General features: G+C 45.7%; 14 protein-coding genes. 8 read left to right on the forward strand and 6 right to left on the reverse strand.

The genetic code is table 11. From position 1 onward, the window contains the following. Nucleotides 1-885: 885 nt before the first annotated feature. From QUA40_RS14155 to QUA40_RS14180, 6 genes are all read left to right on the forward strand, one after another. A complete protein-coding gene (locus QUA40_RS14155; RefSeq protein WP_333126747.1) occupies nucleotides 886-2,076 on the forward strand; it encodes a glycosyltransferase in 1,191 nt (396 codons plus the stop codon). Nucleotides 2,077-2,150: 74 nt separating this feature from the next. Continuing rightward, nucleotides 2,151-3,611, forward strand: a complete 1,461-nt coding sequence (locus QUA40_RS14160; protein ID WP_333126750.1) for a glycosyltransferase — start codon at nucleotides 2,151-2,153, stop codon at nucleotides 3,609-3,611. Beyond that, nucleotides 3,586-4,116 carry a hypothetical protein gene (locus tag QUA40_RS14165; RefSeq protein WP_333126753.1) on the forward strand — a complete coding sequence of 177 codons (531 nt, stop codon included), beginning with the start codon at nucleotides 3,586-3,588 and terminating at the stop codon, nucleotides 4,114-4,116. Before QUA40_RS14160 ends, QUA40_RS14165 begins: the two co-directional genes overlap by 26 nt. Next, the gene (locus QUA40_RS14170; RefSeq protein WP_333126756.1) at nucleotides 4,113-4,904 is read left to right on the forward strand and encodes an ABC transporter permease; all 792 of its coding nucleotides are present in this window, start codon (nucleotides 4,113-4,115) and stop codon (nucleotides 4,902-4,904) included. Before QUA40_RS14165 ends, QUA40_RS14170 begins: the two co-directional genes overlap by 4 nt. Next, nucleotides 4,905-6,977: an ATP-binding cassette domain-containing protein gene (locus QUA40_RS14175; RefSeq protein WP_333126759.1), complete on the forward strand. Its 2,073-nt coding sequence runs from the start codon at nucleotides 4,905-4,907 to the stop codon at nucleotides 6,975-6,977. It begins immediately after the preceding gene. A 135-nt stretch (nucleotides 6,978-7,112) separates the two neighbouring features. Then, nucleotides 7,113-9,536: a sulfotransferase gene (locus QUA40_RS14180; protein WP_333126761.1), complete on the forward strand. Its 2,424-nt coding sequence runs from the start codon at nucleotides 7,113-7,115 to the stop codon at nucleotides 9,534-9,536. A gap of 46 nt (nucleotides 9,537-9,582) precedes the next feature. On the opposite strand, the gene QUA40_RS14185 is transcribed toward QUA40_RS14180, so the two are convergent. The 5 genes from QUA40_RS14185 to QUA40_RS14205 all read right to left on the reverse strand — a co-directional run bounded on the left by QUA40_RS14185 (nucleotide 9,583) and on the right by QUA40_RS14205 (nucleotide 14,196). Next, entirely contained in the window at nucleotides 9,583-10,806 is a 1,224-nt protein-coding gene (locus QUA40_RS14185; protein ID WP_333126763.1) for an NAD(P)/FAD-dependent oxidoreductase, read from the reverse strand. A 7-nt stretch (nucleotides 10,807-10,813) separates the two neighbouring features. Next, on the reverse strand, nucleotides 10,814-11,182 hold the full coding sequence (locus tag QUA40_RS14190) for an aspartyl protease (RefSeq protein ID WP_333126765.1): 369 nt from the start codon (nucleotides 11,180-11,182) through the stop codon (nucleotides 10,814-10,816). Next, complete coding sequence (locus tag QUA40_RS14195) at nucleotides 11,179-11,496, reverse strand: hypothetical protein (RefSeq protein WP_333126768.1); 318 nt, start codon at nucleotides 11,494-11,496, stop codon at nucleotides 11,179-11,181. Before QUA40_RS14195 ends, QUA40_RS14190 begins: the two co-directional genes overlap by 4 nt. A 112-nt stretch (nucleotides 11,497-11,608) precedes the next feature. After that, complete coding sequence (gene dxs, locus QUA40_RS14200; protein ID WP_333126771.1) at nucleotides 11,609-13,516, reverse strand: 1-deoxy-D-xylulose-5-phosphate synthase; 1,908 nt, start codon at nucleotides 13,514-13,516, stop codon at nucleotides 11,609-11,611. Between the two features lie 446 nt (nucleotides 13,517-13,962). Continuing rightward, a complete protein-coding gene (locus QUA40_RS14205; RefSeq protein ID WP_333126773.1) occupies nucleotides 13,963-14,196 on the reverse strand; it encodes a hypothetical protein in 234 nt (77 codons plus the stop codon). Nucleotides 14,197-14,332: 136 nt separating this feature from the next. Here QUA40_RS14205 and QUA40_RS14210 point away from each other — a divergent pair, with 136 nt between their 5' ends. Together QUA40_RS14210 and QUA40_RS14215 are read left to right on the forward strand one after the other, a co-directional pair. Next, nucleotides 14,333-14,545: a helix-turn-helix transcriptional regulator gene (locus tag QUA40_RS14210; RefSeq protein WP_333126775.1), complete on the forward strand. Its 213-nt coding sequence runs from the start codon at nucleotides 14,333-14,335 to the stop codon at nucleotides 14,543-14,545. A 10-nt stretch (nucleotides 14,546-14,555) separates the two neighbouring features. Then, nucleotides 14,556-14,768 (forward strand): helix-turn-helix domain-containing protein, encoded by a 213-nt coding sequence (locus QUA40_RS14215; RefSeq protein WP_293180980.1) that lies wholly within the window; start codon nucleotides 14,556-14,558, stop codon nucleotides 14,766-14,768. Between the two features lie 234 nt (nucleotides 14,769-15,002). Here QUA40_RS14215 and QUA40_RS14220 read toward each other — a convergent pair whose 3' ends face one another. After that, complete coding sequence (locus tag QUA40_RS14220; RefSeq protein ID WP_333126777.1) at nucleotides 15,003-17,090, reverse strand: thioredoxin domain-containing protein; 2,088 nt, start codon at nucleotides 17,088-17,090, stop codon at nucleotides 15,003-15,005. Nucleotide 17,091 lies beyond the last annotated feature (1 nt).

Raw genomic sequence — 17,091 nt, forward strand, 5'->3', positions numbered from 1 at the left:
GCAATGGAATATTGAGAACGTTTCCTCTATCCTTGCTCTTCGCTGTGCTTATCTCAACGGTCAACTTTCAATTTGATTATTTGCCAAAGTGAGATGCACCCATGCGTTACAACCCGTTACTCACAGCAATGAGCGAGCGATTATTGGGTCGTGGAAAGGTCAAAATGTAGGTGATTGGTGCAATGATATGGGAAGTTGGTGCATTGGGATTTTTGGATTTTAGAATTCTAAAAGCCAAATGCACTACTTATTATGCGATCGCTACCGCTTGACAGGTCAATACAGTATCTACAATACCCCAGAAGATATTATTTTTTTTGGTGTCTTTCTCCTTAGTAGGGGGCATTGTTTTCAAAAAATAGTATTTCATTGGCTGCCTTTATATTATCACAACTGGCTGGGGATTCCTATAAAAATAATACTCGCACCAGTTTGAATTACGAGACTTTTTAATTGTTTCGTATGTTGTAGAGAATAGTGTCCGATCGCAATTAAAGCTGGAATGAGGAGCGATCGCACAAACCCGGTTTTCTCAAAAAATCGGGTTATTAGATGTGGAATTAATGGCAAGGCTTGCTAGCGCAACGGCTGCCTATACCACTGGCAATGGACACTAGCCTCAACGAGCGCTCGTTTTTGACGACAAATATTATGTACGAAAAAAACTTGACATCAGCCGGCCATCGACAGTTAAAATATAAATAACAGCAATAACAAAAAGGAGGCTTTATGTTGGATTTGCAAGCGGCAAGCGGCAAGTAGAGCATTAATAAATGGCGATACCATAAAACAATTTTGGCTAAAATACATCCGGGGAAATACGGATTATCTAGGAGTTTTTCAAAATCTCAAATCTCAAATCTCAAATCTAAGATGGCATAACTCATGGCAACAGCTATTCTTGACCTGGAAATCTCCAAACTCCCGCCCGAAATTACGGTTGAGGAGCGTTACAGCAAAGCCTTGGTTTTAATTCGACTGCACGGAAAACCGATCGGCAAAGCTCTACTTTCGGTAGTCGGAGGTAGCATTGAGGGATCTCAATTACGGGAAACACTGATGAATGCTGCGGGGGAGAACCTTTGGAAAAATTCGCTCTACGATTCCCTCGCATGGGACGAACGCGGGCCCGTGCAGGCAATGCCGATCGCCACAGTAGCGGTTTGCACGCGCGATCGCCCGGAAGATTTGCGGCGCACTCTTGAAGCGTTTATGCAGCTCCCAGACGACGGTCAGGAATACTTAGTAATTGACAATTGTCCCGCCACGGACGCTACCAAGGAACTGGTCAAAAATTACCCAAAAGTCCGCTATGTTCGCGAAGACTTACCGGGTTCCAGCGCTGCCCGCAACCGAGCTTTACGCGAAGCTAAACACGAATTCGTAGCGTTTACAGATGACGATGCGGTTCCCGATCCAAACTGGCTGCGATCGCTCTTGTGGAATTTTAGCGATCCGCGAGTGATGTGCGTCACGGGGCTGGTGATGCCCTTGGAATTAGAAACCGAAGCGCAAGAATGGTTCGAGCGCTACAGCCCCCACGGGCGGGGCTTTGAGCGCCGAATTTTTGACGGGGCGCACTGCAACCCGCTGCTTGTCGCTCCTGTGGGAGTTTCGGCCAGTATGGCTGTCCGGAAAAGCGCGATCGACTGTATCGGCTTGTTTGACGAGACTTTAGGCGCGGGAACGCCCACTGTCGGCGGCGAAGACTGTGAACTCTTTGCCCGCATTTTGCGCGCGGGCTACTGCATCGTATACGAGCCGAGAGCCTTGAGCTGGCACCGCCATCGGCGCAGTTGGGAAGAATTACGAAAAACGCTCCAAGGCTACGGCATCGGAGTCTATGCTTTCTGGACGCGGATGTTGGTAATCAACAAAGAATTCAGTGTGCTGCGGTTAGCTTGGGGATGGCTGCATTCCAAGCAAATTCCTGAATTATTTGCTTCTTTGCGAAAGCAACCCGAGTCGATTCCGAGCGATTTGCTGTTGGCTCAACTGCGGGGCTGTGTCAGTGGGCCGATGGCTTATTTTGCTTCTCGCAAGTGGTTGCAAGAAATTAAGAGGAGCAATGAATAGGGAGTTTGAGATTATTTTTAACCGCAGATGAACGCAGATGAAATGCAGATGAAATTAATTTGGGTAATCTAAATATGGAAAATTTGATTGTTAGCGTAATTATTCCCACTCACAATCGCAGTGCTTCGCTGCGGCGGGCTTTGGATGCTTTGCACTCGCAGACTTATCCGATCGACCTGATCGAGGTTATTGTAGTGGCAGATAGCTGCATTGACGATACTTTGGCAATCCTACAAGAGTACAAAGCTCCGTTTAAAGTGCAGGTGATCGAGGTAAATTGCCGGAGTGCTTCCATCGCCCGAAATACGGGAGCGGCTTCGGCTACCGGACAATTGCTGCTGTTTCTCGACGACGATATCGAAGCGCTGCCGCCTTTGGTGGAAAGCCACGCGCGGGCTCACCGAGAGCGTCCGGGATCTGCTGTCATGGGCTCCTATCCGCCTAAGTTGCATGGAGGAACTAAATTGTTCGAGGTGGAAGTGCGAGCGTGGTGGGAAGACAAGTTTTATCAGATGAGTCAGCCTGGTCATCGATTTACTTATCTAGATTTGGTTAGCGGCAACCTTTCTTTAGATGCAGAACTGTTTGCTCGTCTCGATGGCTTTGATTCGGCTTTCGGGAACTGCGGCGGGGAAGACTACGAGTTTGGGGTGCGTTTACTGAAAGCTGACGTACCTTTTGTTGTGGCTGCTGAAGCTGTGGGCTATCATTACGAACACGAAACCAATAATCTCGATCGCTCTTTCCGCCGATTTCGTCAGGAAGGGCGATCGAATGTTTTGATCGGCCACCGACACCCGGAACTTATACCGGTACTGCCGATAGCAGCCTACGAAACTGCTTACTCGCTGGTAGATAAAATTCTCGTGGCGGTCACGTTTTTGTGCCCGGCTGCTGTGGATTTGCTGGCCCTGGGACTGAGGCAATCTCTTGATTTACTCGAAAGCTTGCGGATGCGGGGAACTTGGCGGTGGTTGCGGGAAAAATTGCGCGGTTATTGGTATTTGCGGGGTGTTATCGATGAGTTGAAAAGTAGAGCGGCAATTTCTAGTTTTATACAAGGAGCCCCGGCCCGTGGTGATTTGGGCGGACATGAAATTAACATCGATTTGCAGCAAGGTTGGGAAGCTGCTGAAAGCCTGCTCGACGCGGAACGACCGGCTGGGGTTTACCTGTATTATGGTCAAGTGAAAGTAGGCCACATTTTTCCGCAAGCGGGCGCGGAACCGCTGCGGGGCGCTCACTTGCGCTCAATTCTGGCGCTTCACTTTGCTGAACCCCTGGCTCGGGCAATCGGGGTTAACGGTATGCCCCCCAAGGCTGAAAGGATCGAAGAAAAGCCTTTAGTTGCTTTTAAAATTTGCGAATTAGCAATTAATAAGTATGTCGGCGACTTGAAACTCAAAACTCCAACCTCAAAAGTGGGGAAATTGGAAAATGGGGAAATTGCAACTCAAAACTCAGAACTTTTCTCTCTAGTTCCCGCTGCACTATTTTTAGGAGAAACTTATGACCAAAAAAGTGATGGCAATTGAGTGTGCCGAACAGATTCATCCAATTCGGGAACTCGGAAAATATCAAGGATTTCGCCTTTTATTTCGCTACCGGGGACAACCTCTGGGCTGGGCTTATGTTAGTAACAGTCCCTGGGAACAAACAATTGTGATTGATCGAGTGCGACAAACAATTGTGGATCAGTTAGGCAAAGAGTTCGTGCGATCGACTTTAGGAGAGCAGTTCGGCGCTGTTTCGGAAGCAGTGGCGGATCGCCACCTGCCGTCAATGAGCGTTCTCATCTGCACGCGCGATCGCACTGTGCCGCGCCTGGAAATTTTGGATTTTGCTGGGTTTCGGTGGCTGAACAGGTTGCTGCTGCGTCGCTTGATGATGCCTGGCTGGTTGACCTGCAAATTGGTAGTGAGTGAGTTGCTGGGAGTTCTGCAAAGTCCTTTTGCTTACAAGGAAGCGCACTTGCAAGCCCAGTGTTTGGCTGGTGTTCTTGGGGTTCAACCGCTGGTATGTGCCGGAGGTGTGCGGTGAAAAATGCGGGAACGCTGGTTTATCGGCGCAAAATTGCTCATTGGTTCGATTTACTGCGGGTGTTGGTCGATCGCGATATGAAATTACTTTACAAGCGATCGACCTTGGGGATTGCTTGGACTTTAATCAGTCCGCTGTTACAGTTGGCTGTATTTTCCTTTTTGTTTCGCTCTGTCGTACCCCTTAATATTCCAAAATTTTCTTCCTTTGCTTTCAGCGGCTTGTTAATCTGGAATTGGTCTCAAACGGTATTATTTAAATCAACGGCATTAATTACCAATCATAAGCCACTAATCAGGCAGCCAAATTTCCCCCCGGCAATTTTGCCGGTAGTCACGACGATGACTGGGCTAATTCACTTTGTGTTAGCTTTGCCCGTGTTAATTATCTTTCTGGCAATTGATGGCGCTCCTCTGAATGCAGTGCTCTTGTTGTTGCCGCTGCTGATGATTATTCAGTTTTTCCTGACAGTTAGTTTTGCTTATCCCCTTGCCGCTTTGAATGTCACTTTCCGCGACACTCAGCACACTTTGGGAGTAGTTTTGCAGATGCTGTTTTACCTGACTCCGATTTTCTACGACATCAGCAGCGTCCCGGAAAAATTTAAGATTTTTTATTACTTAAATCCAATGGTGCCCCTGATTGAAGCTTACCGCGCCATACTTCTTAAAGGTATGCAGCCGGATTGGTCTGCTCTGTTAATTTTGAGCTTGGCTGTGGCGGCTCTTTTACCCATCGGACTGGGAATTTTTAGACGGCAAAGCGCTCATTTTGTGGAGGAAGTGTAAATGCGTGAAGCAATTATTGTCAAGGGTTTAGGTAAGCGTTTTAAGCGCTACTCTACCGCGAAACCTATTACGATTATGGAAGCCGCTTTGTCGGGTTGGCGCAAGCTGAAGCCGGAGGCAAGTTTTTGGGCGCTGCGGAATATAAATTTTACTGTTTCTCCTGGCGAAATGCTGGGAATTCTTGGTAAGAATGGCGCGGGAAAATCAACGCTGCTGCAACTGGTGGGCGGTATTTGCCGGGCTGAGGAAGGATCTATTAAAGTTAACGGCAGAATTGGTGGCTTGTTGGATTTGGGTGCGAGTTTTCACACGGATCTAACGGGCAGAGAAAACGTGTTTGTAGGTGCGGTGGTGGCCGGTTTGACTCGCCGGGAAGTGGCGCGCAGGTTTGACGATATTGTGGAATTTGCAGAGTTAAAACAGTTTATTGACAGCCCGATGCGGACTTACAGTACGGGGATGAAAATGCGCCTAGCTTTTTCGGTGGCGGTGCATACTGATCCCCAAGTGCTGTTAGTTGATGAACATTTGTCGGTTGGTGATGTGGCTTTTCAATCTAAATGTTTGAATAAGATAACTGAGTTCAAGAATCAAGGATGTGCGATTGTTTTGATTTCTCACACCGCGTCGCAAATTCAGAAAATGTGCGATCGGGCTTTGTGGCTTAAATCAGGTGAAATCGTGGCTTATGGCGAACCAGAAGTGGTAGTCGGTCAGTATTTGTCAGAAATGCGATCGTCCACAGAAAATAACAGTCCCCTGCGTGCTGCTGAAGCTACAAGTAGCGGCTCGCCACTGCGAGGTAATCAGAATCGCTTCGGTTCTTTGGAAGTAGAAATTACCGATGTAAAAGTGTTGCCCAATGCGGAAATAGATAGCGGTGATGCTATTAGCATTGAAATTAATTATTCGGTGTTGCAAGAAATTTCTGCTGCTATTTTTGCCGTGACAATCAGCAGGGATGATGGTCAAAGTTGTTTTGAAACTAATACTAATCAAATGGGCAGACTGCTGCCACTGGTGAAAGGGAAAGGCAAAATTCTGCTGCAAATAGACAGGCTGGATTTAGGAAGCGGTCAGTATTACGTGAATGCTGGGGTTTACGAGGAAACTTTGGCTTACGCCTACGATTATCATTGGCAGATTTATCCGCTATTCGTGCGATCGACTGTCAACCAAAAAACGATTCTTTGTCCGCCGTACCGTTGGGAATTTGAGGGCAAAATACCGCTTCTGGATTTACCCGAACTAGCCTCTCCAACTCACGATTTGGATAAAAATAATCCCGGCTACGCCAAGATTGTGAATCAGTTAGAAAATAACCAAAAACCTGATTTTTTAATTGTTGGCGCTCAAAACTGCGGCACTGAATCTCTATACGGATATCTGGCGCATCACTTACAAATTATTAAAGAAGGTTCCCGGGATATTAACTTTTTTGATTTGAATTTTGAGCGTGGTGTTGATTGGTACAGCAAACAGTTGACTCGCAGTTTAACTGGTGAAAAGGTGTTGCTGTGGGAGATGGCAGGTTACTATATTTATCATCCGTTAGTAGCCGAGCGGGTTTATAAGTGTTTCCCGGATGTTAAGCTGATTGTGATGCTGGGCAACCCGGTAAAACGAGCATGGATGCACTATCATTTAGAAGTGGCGAGCGGCTGCGAAAAGTTGGATTTTGAAAAGGCGATTGCTTCTGAACCTGATAGACTCAAAGGTGAGATTGAAAGAATCCAAGCTGAGGAAAATTATTACAGTTTTAATCACCAGCATTATTCCTATTTGTCGCGAGGAATTTATGTAGAACAAATCAAAAATTGGCTCGACTATTTTCCGAGGGAACAGTTGCTAATTATCAAGAGCGAAGATTTTTACGCAAATACCGACAAAGTATTTTCGGAAGTATTGAATTTTTTGGATATTAGTGCCAGTGCAATTAAAGAATATGAAATAAATCATATCGATCAATACAGCCAAATGCCGCCAGAAATAGAACAAAACTTAATAAATTATTTCCAACCTTACAATCAGGAACTTTCGGATTTGTTACATGAAGATTTTAGTTGGAGCTAAGAAAAAAGTTTTTAACCGCAGAGATCCCAGAGAGGAACATGAATCATACCTCTTTCTTCTCTTCCTCTGGACTCTCTGCGCTCTCTGCGGTTGATTAAAAAAATCTCATCCACAAATAATTTATCAGGTATAAAAATGAAACGGATATTTTTAATAGGCTCTCCCAGAAGCGGCACAACGATGCTTCAAAGTTTATTAGCCGCTCATCCTGAAGTTATTTCTTTTCCTGAATCTAAGTTTTTTCACTATTTACTGTACAAGAAGTTTGTGGGAAAGTTTGCTGGTAGGATGGAAGCCTTTTTTAAGGATGAGATTAATCGCCCTGAAATTTTGCAAGGTTTTGATGATAGTCAAACTGTGGGAAATAAAGTTAGTTGGTTTGTCGGTGTTTTGGATGGTTTGGCTGCGGAACAAAACAAAAGTATTTGGTTGGAAAAAACGCCGGAACACATATATTTTATTGATGACATAGAGCGATTTTTACCGGATGCGAAATTCATACATATTTTGAGAAACGGTATGGATACAATAGCTTCTCTGCATGAGGCTACTAGGAGTTCTCATGATTTGTGGGGGCCTGGTTGGGATTTAAACCACTGTATCCATCGCTGGAAGGAGGCGACGTTAATTAGCCACAAATATGCTAAAAAATCTAATCACATATTAGTCAAGTATGAGGAAATTCTAGATAATAAAGTCAAAAAATTAGCAGAAATTTGTCATTTTATGGAAATTGAATATGATGAGAGAATGCTGGACTTTTATCAAGAAAAAGCTGCTCGTCTCAGTTTAAATTTACCTTGGCATCAAGGGATTGAGAGAGAGGTTAAAACTAATAATGTTCACAAATATCATAAAGTCTTAAAAAGCCAGGAAATCCGATATATTTTAGATAAGATTAAGCCCATCAAGGGTGAAATTGCCTGGAAAGTGGCGGTGGAAGTGAGCGAACCAATTTCGGATATTTACGCTTTACCAATATGCGATCGCCTGTGCTGTACGATCAAACTAGAAGGAATTAAACTCGGTATTGTTGAATTGCCAGTGTGTGATGGAATGGTTGGCGGTTCGGTGTTGGCGGATGCGGTTGCAGCGCAGTTTGCTTGGCAAATTATCGATCGCTTCTTTCAACGCAATCGCTGCGAAAAAGGCAATAAATTGTGGGAAACTTTGCTGGAACCATTGCACCCTAAACATGACTGGGCGCTATTTCTGCAAGAATTATGGGGGCGTCCGCATTGGCATTTGGAGGATTTCTATAATCCTGAAATAGCTGAGAAAGTCCCAACAATTACCATCGAAAAGGATTTGATTGTATTAGAAATTAGCGAGGAATTTGCTAATATAAAAGTTGAGCTTTCTGAAATAGACGTGCTGGTGAATGTAGGCGGCGTTGCTGTCGGGATTGTCACCGTTGCGGTGGAAAATAATTTTGTTTCGGCTCAAAAATTGCGATCGACAATTACTCGAAATAGCGGTTTTGAGTTGTGCGTCGCCACCGTGCGAGAAGCTTTGCTGGGAAAACCGCTCAACGGCAAGCAATCGCTGCGATCGCGCCTAGCCTCTGCTGCTCAACAAAGATCGGATTTGCCAGACTCGTTGAATGCACCGGGTGCTGGGGGCATTTACCCGCCAAATGCGGTGATGTTCGGCAGGCGATCGGGTGCGATCGGGACGAGTGTCAGCCGCCGGGCCGCACTCCCGGCCTCCGCGCTGCCACAAATCGAGTCAGCAGCGGCAATCGCGGGGGAACCTACAATGCAAATTCCCCCAAAAAACGAGTTTCCTAAGCAAGTATTTTACGCACCGGAAATCATTGGGCTAAAATCGCCGTATAGAGAAGTTTCTCACTCGGTGAAACCTCAAGTTTTTGGCAATCATGGCGTTACACACAGGCTGCCGATTCTCGCCTACCGCCGCATTTGTCCTAACAGTTTAGACGCCGTTACTCCGCAGGTTTTGGAACAACAGTTGCAGTATCTCAAAGATCGTGGTTATTATAGTGCGAGTTGGGAAAATTGGCTAACTGCGAAACGGGACAAAACTCCTTTACCCGGTAAAGCTGTATTGATGACTTTTGACGGTGGCTATCTCGACTTTTTTCAATATGCTTGGCCTCTGCTAAAACGCTTTCATTTTACAGCAACTGTTTTTCTTGTAGCGGAGTCGATAGGAAAGACAAATAGTTGGGAAAAAGCCGAATTTGAAGAAGTGCAGTTAATGGGATGGCCCGAAATTTTGCAACTGCGGGATGCAGGGATTGAATTCGGTTCTATGTCTGCTACTCATCAACCTCTTACTGCATTGTCGCCGACAGAAATTGTGCGGGAGGGGGCGAAATCCCGTGCTATCTTGGAAGGGGGATTAGAGAAATCTGTTAAATGTTTTGCCTATCCTTACGGGGATTTTGATCCAATTGTAGGGCATTTAATTGGGGCGAGTGGGTATACTTTTGGTGTATCATATAGGTCAAGTTTTAGCAGTTTTGACGATGCTTTACTGTCGCTGCCGCGCATTCAAGTTACAGCAGAAAATTTTTTATGGCAATTAGGTTTGTAGGGTGAGTCAGGCAGCGAGACTTTTCCCTCTACTCAACAGACGCACCTTACAAGTAAAATCGCTTAATCAATCCCTTGATTTTCCGCTGCAAATAACCGCCTAGCCCTCTGGAAATCTTCTCAAACTTATAATAAAATAAAATATCCATAACATCTTCAGTTTTCATATACTTTAAATAAGAAATCATTTTATCTGTCAGTTCATCATTAACATCATCGATATATTTTCTCACTGCCAACCTTTCCGAAATATTCCATTTCTTATCAAACTTGCGGTGCATTTCCGTCTCATAATCCCGAAAATCTGAGATTTTCCCCTCCAAATACCTTTGAATATATTTCCCGGCGATTTGGGCACCCTCCATCCCGTGTCTAATTCCTTCGCCACCCAAAAAATTTACTGTCGAGACAGTATCGCCGATCGCAATTATATTATTATCCTTGTAATAAATATCCTTCAAACCAGAGCTGTACTTCAGCGTCGAACCGTGTTTGTCAATAATTTTATAATTTTTAGACTTCAGATATTCATCAATCAGTAAATCAATATATTTTTTGAGCGGTGACAAATGCCTCACCGTTTTCGGATCTAAAAAAATGCGCCCCGCACCAACTTTCAGCCTGTTTTGTTCCATTGGGAATATCCAGGAATAACCCTTCGGCATCCATTTATCGCCCAAAAAAAAGATTAAATCACCGCTGTATTTATTGTAAACTTCAGGCTCTACTTCAATTAAATATTCAATTCCGGTTCCCGACAAAAAAGCTGGCTTATCATTCTCTTTTTCGTACATAACCGCCCTAGCAAAGCCAGTAGCATCAACCAATACTTTGGTGCTAACTTTGATAACTTGACCGTCGGATAACTGTTTAAATTCTACTGTTGTTTCGCCCTTGGTTTGTGAATGTCCCGTGTAGCGATAACCCAGCCAAACTTCAGCACCAAATCGCTCAACTTCGCTGGCTAGAAATGCTCTAAATTTAGCAAAGTTGAGAACAACTCCCAAGCTTTCGGGAGACTCCCAAGTTTGACTGACTTTGCTAGTTTCGATAGTAAGTTTATGCCAAAAACTGCCGATGACCGATTCGGGCAAATCGAATTGAAAGAGGGTTTCTAGAGGCGTGGCGGCGCTGGAAAAGTCATTTTTATTAAAATTGTCGTTTTGCTCTGCCAGCAAGACTTTGTGGCCGGATTTAGCTAGGATTCTCGCACAGTGACCGCCTGCTGGGCCGGCTCCTACTATTACTATGTCAAAACTTTTTAAATTCATTTTGCTTTTAATTCGCTTGCAATGTCAAAATACCCGCCGACATATCAACTATTAACCGCCGATTTTTTAGCCACTGGCGGCAGATTAAAATTTCCGGTACTCCGTCACCCACATGAACGGGAATGTCAAACTCTTGCTCATCTATACGTACTTTTCCTGCATAAAGATCGAAATAAAATTCTCCCTTAGCTGTCCTCATTTTTTCGCGCTGAATATAAATCCAACCAAGTCCTTCTAAATCCTGACTATCAATTGCTAACCAGCCAGAAAAACCTGTATCTAGCAGAGCATCAACAGGTAATTGTAAGCCGTTATCAGCAATCAACTCAACTTCAAAAAATAGCTCGTCCTCATCACCAAATCTTCCTTCAATCATATTGAGCCGCACGCCCCTGTATAGTTGATTCGGAAAAGGTAGGGGATAGCATTTGGGTGTTTCTGGCGACACATTTTGGTAGCCGCCATATCATCCTTGTCGATAAAATATTCCCCACTATCAGGTTCAACCGCCATGTACCAGTTGTAGTGAGTGTCAATTAATTCTGGTTTAAGGCGCTCGAAAATTACTTTGCAACGCTTGCGAAATGCCGCTCTTTCAGCGCGCCACTGGGCTTTTTTTTCTTCTGACCACTGAATTTCGGGGAACAATCTTCCCCGTAGCACGGTACGATTTGGTTTCACGTTAGTCATTGTTTTTTCTCCCTTATCCTCAAATTTTCCTTCAATCATGCTGCTCTTTCACTGTCATAGATCGGATCTCGAAGGGTAAGGTGCGCTAGGCGCACCCTACAATTCTAGCTATTTACACGCTAACAGGAGACTGTTTGCGGCTGAATGTTGCTAAGATGCGATCGACCATTTGCGGTGGAGTTAACCCTAAACTGGCAAATGATTGCTCTGGCGTTGCATGATCTACTAATGTATCCGGTACGCCCAGCCGCATCAGCGGCACGAGAACATTATTGTCCATCAAAGATTCGGCTACTGCTGAACCGAAACCGCCCATCAAACAGCCTTCTTCTAAAGTGACCACTCGCCCGATTCGCTGTGCTAAGGGCAAGATTAATTCGGTATCTAACGGCTTGACAAAACGCGCATTGATCACCGTTGCTTCAATGCCGTGTTCGCTCAGAATCTCGGCGGTTTGCATTGCCGGATACACCATTGAACCGTAACCTAGTATCAGCAAATCGTCGCCGTTGCGGAGAATTTCGGCTTTGCCGATCGGCAATTCTTCCCAACCTTCTTCCATCAGAGGCACGCCGTAACCGTTGCCGCGCGGGTAACGCATGGTGATCGGCCCGCTGGTGTGGTTGATTCCTGTGACTATCATCCGCTGCAATTCTGCCTCATCTTTTGGTGCCATAACTACCATATTTGGCAGGCACCGCAAGAAGGCAATGTCGTACATTCCTTGGTGAGTTGGGCCGTCAGCACCGACAATGCCGGCTCGATCCAAACAGAAGAAAACTGGCAAATTTTGGATGCAGACATCGTGAATTATTTGGTCGTATCCCCGCTGCACAAATGTCGAGTAAATTGCCACAACCGGGCGCATTCCTTCGCAGGCTAAACCAGCGGATAACGTCACGGCGTGCTGTTCGGCAATTCCGACATCAATGTACTGTTTAGGCAGTTTTTCATGAAGTTTATCCAGGCCTGTTCCGGTTGCCATTGCAGCGGTAATGCCGACAATTTTGGGATTATCTTCTGCTAGCTTGACTAGAGCGTGGGCAAATACTTTCGAGTAAGCTGGAGGCTTGGGTTTAGTGGAGGGAATGCCTTTGCCGGTGGCTAAGTTAAAGGGATTTTGGGCGTGATATCCTACTTGGTCTTTTTCGGCGATCGCATATCCTTTGCCCTTCACCGTCACAACGTGAACCAACACCGGGCCTTGAATGGTATGACCCTGTTTGAAAGTGGCAATTAATTCTGCCAAATTGTGTCCGTCTACCGGGCCCATGTAAGTAAAGCCTAATTCTTCAATTACGGCTCCTACTTTGGAAACTGCCAAGCGTTTCATGCTTTCTTTGAGGCGTTCCATTTCTGGGGTAAAAGTTTCGCCGACAAAGGGAATGTGTTTGAATTGTTCCTCTAAGTTATCTTTGAGAAATTGCACCGGTTGCGAGAGTCGCATCTTGTTCAAATAGCGGGTAATTGCACCGACATTGGGCGAGATTGACATCTCGTTGTCGTTGAGCACTACCATCAGATTGGTTTTCGGCATATGGCCGGCGTGGTTGATTGCTTCGAGTGCCATGCCGCCAGTCAATGCACCGTCGCCGATGACTGCTACTGTTTTAAAGTTTTCGCCTTTGAGGTCGCGCGCCATCGCCATTCCTAATGCTGCGGAAATGCTTGTAGAAGCGTGACCTGCACCGAAGTGGTCAAATTTGCTCTCGCAGCGCTTGAGATAGCCTGCAACGCCGTCTTTTTGGCGTAGGGTGTGGAATTGGTTGTAGCGGCCGGTGATCAATTTGTGAGGATAAGCTTGGTGGCCGACATCCCAGGTAACTTTGTCGCGATCGAGGTCGAGTGTTTGGTAGAGTGCTAAGGTCAGTTCGACTACACCCAATCCTGGGCCGAGGTGGCCGCCGCTAGCGGCTACTGTTTCTAAATGCTTTTCTCGAATTTGTCGGGCAATTTGTTCGAGTTGATGAATCGAGAGGCCGTGTAATTGGTTTGGGTGAGTCAGTTCGCTGAGATGCATATTTTAAAATCTTGCTCCTGTGAATCAGGACGAATCCTTAACAGATATAGGTTTTGCCTGCGAGGTTGGGTACGCGCAAACGTTAGAATAGTTTAACGGTTATTTGAGAAAAACTGTTAGCCGTAAGATTTTTGTTATTTTTGGCATGGTAATTATAGTTAATAAATTGCGCGCCGTCAATATAAAAAAAGCTTATGTTCTTAGTTGCTAATCGCTAATTGTTAGCTGCATGGAGATTCTTAAGCATTTAAAGCTAAATAAGCCCACCTAAAAAAAATAGAATACTCACATACCCGACTCCTTTAAGAAGTCCGCTATCTAACAGAAGAACGTTTTACATTTAATTAGAGTGACCTACTTACTTTTTGTCGGAAAAGGACGAGTTTTCTTTTCTATCTATCGGTTTTTCAGTTAAAACAAAAAAGGAGCTCGCCCCCATTGATCGATTACAACATTCGCTCTAATTCAGCCGATCGAACTTCTGGCAATTTCTCGGCCCCTGTCGTATCAAAAACGATCGCGTGTTTAGCCACCGGCAACAACCGCCGTAAAATCTGGAGATATCCCTCAGCATCGCCTCGGCGGTGGAACCTTGCCACAACCAATCGCTGCATATTTGGCAATTGCCGCACGATACACCAGGGATGAGAGTTTAATTTTGGCTTTGATGTTGGTATCATAGGGTAATCCTTCCCCGCCAAAAGCGGGGTGTGGTAGAAAAAGCGATCGCCCTTAAGTTTTCTAGGCTGAGAGGGCGATCGTTTTTAGTGTACATAGATATTATCCGGTATATATGCACCGAAGTCAAGCAAAAAAATGGGCTACGTGAGACTGCGGATTCGAGAATTAGCTGAGAAGAGAGGTTGGACGTTTAAAGAAGTTGCCGATCGATCGGGAGTCAATTACAACACGGTAAAAAGCTACGGGAGGCGGGATGCTTTGAACACAGTCGATCTGTCTGCTGTCTACAAAATCGCCCGCGCCTTCGATGTGACTATGGAAGATTTAGTTGAGGTTTTGGAAGATTGAGGGCGCACTAATGGGCTACGTTAGACTGCGGATTCGAGAACTAGCTGAGCAAAAGGGTTGGACTCTAAAGCAAGTTGCCGATCGATCAGGAGTGAATTACAACACTGTTAGAAGCTACGTTCAGCGCGATGCTTTGAACACGGCTGATATTTCTGCTGTCTACAAAATCGCCCGCGCCTTCGATGTGACTATGGAAGATTTGGTCGAGATTTTGGAAGATTGAGGACTCGTATCAATTCCGCTTAGATCGGAATGATTAAACCACAGAGGACACAGAGGACACAGAGAAAGAGATGAGAGAGATAATAATTCTGATGTCAACGGATTTGATATCACAAAATACCCAGCGGGTGTGGCTCCATCGCAGATATTCAAATCAGCTCGATAATCTCGTAGCGACGCACCAGACAAAATGCGCCGCCTGAAAACTAAGAATCTCGTAAACCCGCTGCCCGTGCTATACTCGCGTTTGACTTTGCAAGATTTCTGCCAACAGCCGCTCTTGACTTTTCGCAGGTTCCTTGCAAGTCAAACACTCGCAAACTAACCCGACAACCCCTTCAGGCAAATCAGCCTCAATCTGACAGACAGCAGTCGGATAATACTGGGAAATCAAGCCAGAAATTCGATCGGTAGTCGTGCGAATCAGGGTAGAGTGCTGATACCAGTCGATCGCCGAAAGCAAACTCGGACAAGCTTGCGGAGCATCTTGTACAATACTGCTGAAAGCTTGCAAACCTTGTTGGGCGCGATCGAGATATTCTAAATTCTGGCCCAGCAGCGCGAGGCGAACCAAAGATGCGATCGCAATTCCATTCGCCGCCGGAGTTGCATTGTCTATATAGCTGCGTTCCCGCACCAACAAATCTCCGCTAGCATCCTTAGCAGTATTGTAATATCCTCCCAATTCCACGCTCCACAAAAACTCATCAAACTCTTCTTGCACCTGCACAGATTTCTCCAACCAAAACTGAGAATTCGGCAACTGTTTTGCCTCTTCCCCGTTGCCTAAAGTCAAACTCGCTTGATGCAAATCCAACAAAGCTTTCACAAACAAAGCATAATCTTCCGACTGCGCGTTTACAGCAGATTGTCCGTCATAATTCAACCGCTGAAAGCGCCCATCCGTCCACTGATTCTCTAAAATAAAATTAGCTGCTTTCACAGCTAATTCCAGATACTCCCAATTCCCAAAAACAGCCGCAGCGCGGGCTAAACCCGAAATCATTAAGCTATTCCAAGCAGCAATCATTTTCGTGTCAGTAACTGCGGGAATTCTACCCGGCCAACTGTCGTTTTTAGCTTCTTGATTGTTGCGAGCTGGCGGAAAGGTTTTTACAGTATCGGGATTGCCACCGTAGCGAACTTGAAAGAGTTTAGCCAAAGCCGTTTCTACCGTGTTGCTGAGTTTTCCCGGATGGCGGCGCTGCAATACATTTTGACCTTCAAAATTGCCGCTAGGGCTAACCGTAAACTGTGCTTTAATTTCCGCCACTTCCTCAGCACTTAATAGTGCTTCCAGTTCGGCATAACTCCAGACATAAAATGCTCCTTCTTCCGGTTCAACTTCCTCTGAAGTGTTAAAGCTATCAGCATCTTGTGCAGCATAAAAATAGCCGGTTGGCGCGGTCATTTCTCGCTTCAACCATTCTACTGTCCCCGCGATCGCAGTTTCAAAAGCCGGTTCTTGTATTCCCGCGCTCCACAAATTTGCTAAATACTCAACAATTTGACCGTTGTCGTAGAGCATTTTTTCAAAGTGTGGCACAGTCCAAGTCGCATCAACCGTGTAGCGGTGAAATCCGCCTGCTACGTGGTCGTAAATGCCACCCAATGCTAAGTCTAATCCGCGCTGAGTGCAGACTTGTTTGCTGTCGTATTTTGATTCACAATTAAATCGCGTTCCCCGCAGTGCTAGCTCCGCATAAGGTATCATCGGAAAACTGGGGCCGGGGTTGCTGCCCGCAATAATTCCGGTGTTGAGCTCTAAGCCTTTTTGAAAAATTTCGCGATTTAATTCGGCGGTCACTCCTGACAGCGCTGCCGTCTGTTGGAGGTTGCTTAAAATCTCTGCTTTGAAGTCTTCTACTTTGCCTTTTTCTGTGTCGTAAAAGCGGCGAATTGCTTGCAAAACTTCTAAAAATCCCGGCCTTCCGTAGCGGGGATCTACGGGGAAATAAGTACCTCCGTAGAAGGGAACTCGCTCGTCGGGAGTGAGAAAAACGTTGAGCGGCCAACCGCCTTGACCGGTCATCATTTGCAAGGTTTGCATATAAATGCTGTCGATATCTGGGCGTTCTTCACGATCGACTTTTATCGGTATAAACTGCGAATTCATGTATTGGGCGATCGCGCGATCGGAAAATGCTTCTCCTTCCATCACCGTACACCAGTGGCAGCTAGAGTAGCCAATTGACAGGAAAATCGGTTTATTTTCGCTTCGGGCCGCTTCCAAAGCTTCGTCGCACCAGGGCCACCAGTCGATCGGATTTTCGGCGTGTTTCCGCAGGTAAAGGCTTTGGGATTGAGCAAGACGGTTGACCATA

This window comes from Microcoleus sp. Pol11C3 (assembly GCF_036701485.1).
Classification (GTDB): domain Bacteria; phylum Cyanobacteriota; class Cyanobacteriia; order Cyanobacteriales; family Microcoleaceae; genus Microcoleus.